This is a genomic window from Edwardsiella hoshinae NBRC 105699 = ATCC 33379 (assembly GCF_000474215.1).
Lineage (GTDB): Bacteria > Pseudomonadota > Gammaproteobacteria > Enterobacterales > Enterobacteriaceae > Edwardsiella > Edwardsiella hoshinae.
Map to the genome: position 1 here is coordinate 1 of NZ_BAUC01000071.1, position 1,401 is coordinate 1,401.

A 1,401-nucleotide genomic window follows, 5' to 3' on the forward strand; every position below is an offset into this window, starting at 1 on the left:
TAACGCTGAACCCCGTCAGTCCTTAACCTGATCTCCCGCTCTCTATACTGGTGCCACTTGTTTAAGGTGGTATCACCATGAATCACAACGCATCTACATTCAGTGCCTATCTCTCTGCGTTGATGACTACCGTTATTAGCCTGTTTCGTCCCGAGGAGTGGATGGTGATCGGGATCATCGTTGGTATTGTGGCAACCATCATTACAACGGCGGTTAACGCGATTTTTCGGGCCAAGCTGTACCGACTCCAGCATAAATTTTATGACCGACACGATGACGAAAACCCGCCTGGGGGTGCCCTATGAGTCTCCGTAAGGTCGCCGCTGGTGCAGTGTGCTCTGTGGCCGCTATCGCTGGTTTGGTCATTCAGTTCTACCCCAATGAGATCCGCACATCTAAAGAGGGGCTGATGTTGATTGGTAACGCGGAAGGATGTCGGCGTGACCCGTACAAATGTCCGGCTGGTCGTCTGACGGTTGGGCTAGGTAGTACGGGGCATGTCATCCCTGGCAAGCGCTATTCCGATGAGGAGGTCGCCCGGCTATGGGTCTATGACATCAAGGATGCCGAGGACTGCGTTAACCGCTATTTCCAGGGTAAGCAAATGCCACAGCGTCCCTTTGAGGCGATGACCTCGCTGGTCTTTAACGTGGGATGTTATGGCGTGCGCTGGAATCGGAAAGATGTCCGCCCGACACAGATTTACCAGGAGGCTCAGGCCGGAAACTGGCGAGCGATGTGCTATCGCATCACCGATTTCTCCTACTCCGCAGGTCAACCGATTTTGCGCCCCCGACGTGAGAAGGAAAAAGCATGGTGTTTGGGACAGTAAACCGTGCCGTTCTGGTTGGTGCTGGCGTCATCGGTGCAGCCTTGTTGGGGGTTATCGCCTGGCAGGCATATGAAAACAGCCAACAGCGCGATGACATCGATGCGCGCAATACCACTATCGGTACGCTGAATGAGCAAAACCGGACATTGCGGCAACAGCGTGATCGGGCTCAGGCCACCATGGCATTGCAAGCGTTGCAGTTTAACCGCGCAAATCAAATTTCAGAGGAGACTCGCCGTGTACGTCAACAATCGGGCATCCGTGCCGAGCAGGTTCGCCGGGATGTTCACACGGGAATTTCAGCGCATACGTGTAGCCGTCAGTTGTTGCCTGCTGCTGATGCTGACCGGTTGCTCCACTACGTCACCGAGCTGCGTGACGACGCCCTACACCCGGATACCCGCAGAGTTGATCGCCCCAACACTGCCATCGCTCCCACCCGGCGATTAACCTGGGGGCAGGCTGTGGAGTGGATACCCCTACTGTTGGGGGATATCGAATCATGTAACGCAGACAAAGCGGCGCTACGCCGCATTGACAAGGATAAAGCCAATGAAACAGCGCAAGCG

The 1,401-nt window shown here is 55.1% G+C and carries 3 protein-coding genes; all 3 read left to right on the plus strand.

Annotated features, from left to right (window positions below; all coding sequences use genetic code 11):
* The first annotated feature begins 77 nt into the window (after positions 1-77).
* Complete coding sequence (locus EHO01S_RS16870) at positions 78-305, plus strand: phage holin (protein ID WP_024525039.1); 228 nt, start codon at positions 78-80, stop codon at positions 303-305.
* Complete coding sequence (locus tag EHO01S_RS16875) at positions 302-832, plus strand: lysozyme (RefSeq protein ID WP_024525040.1); 531 nt, start codon at positions 302-304, stop codon at positions 830-832. The genes EHO01S_RS16870 and EHO01S_RS16875 overlap by 4 nt, the downstream gene beginning before the upstream one ends.
* Positions 814-1,401: Rz1-like lysis system protein LysC (lysC, locus tag EHO01S_RS18005; RefSeq protein ID WP_024525041.1), on the plus strand; the 588-nt coding region annotated here is incomplete at its 3' end. The genes EHO01S_RS16875 and lysC, both read left to right, overlap by 19 nt.

What these genes read in the sequence shown, in the direction of transcription:
- EHO01S_RS16870 (WP_024525039.1), top strand. Translation starts at nt 78, where the DNA reads ATGAATCACAACGCATCTACATTCAGTGCCTATCTCTCTGCGTTGATG.
- EHO01S_RS16875 (WP_024525040.1), top strand. Translation starts at nt 302, where the DNA reads ATGAGTCTCCGTAAGGTCGCCGCTGGTGCAGTGTGCTCTGTGGCCGCT.